This is a genomic window from Vibrio sp. 970 (assembly GCF_033339075.1).
In genome coordinates, this window is sequence record NZ_JAWOTW010000780.1 from 1 (window position 1) to 525 (window position 525).

The window sequence follows — 525 nt, forward strand, 5'->3', positions numbered from 1 at the left end:
TTACTTAGAGCCAATTGACGCGCCACACTGCTTAACACATCTCTAGCCAATGATGAAAGATTGAAACGATCAAAAGCAAAGTGAACCCGTGCAACCAGTTGTCCCTTGTCACCCACTTCACCACTAAATTGTGCAATACCTAAGTTTGAGATATAGGTTAAACATTCACTCGGATCGGTTAACAGTGATGATTTTTTCATCAGTGCCTGTTTAAGAGCTTGGTCATCGCTTTTTTCGGTCACTTGCAAAAAACCATTGCGATGTGTGCCAACGCCCGTCACTTCTCCGACTGTGATTGAATGCGAATATTCATAAAACGCAGTGGCGCAGTACTCTGTTAATGTTGAACTGATGTCGTTGGCATTGGCATTGGCATTGGCATTGGCATTGGCATTTAACGTTGTAAAACCGACCACCAGCATTACTGCCATTACTTTTTTATTGGTCATATCTTTCACCCATATAGTCTCGATTCACCAGTACCACGAGATCCTTTTTGAATTAATTCTTCGATTTTTTTAATAA

Annotated in this window: 1 pseudogene; it reads right to left on the reverse strand. The window is 41.0% G+C overall.

The features are described 5' to 3' along the window. Positions 1-449: pseudogene (locus tag R7Q11_RS29150) on the reverse strand (OmpA family protein); the annotation flags it as partial. Positions 450-525 lie beyond the last annotated feature (76 nt).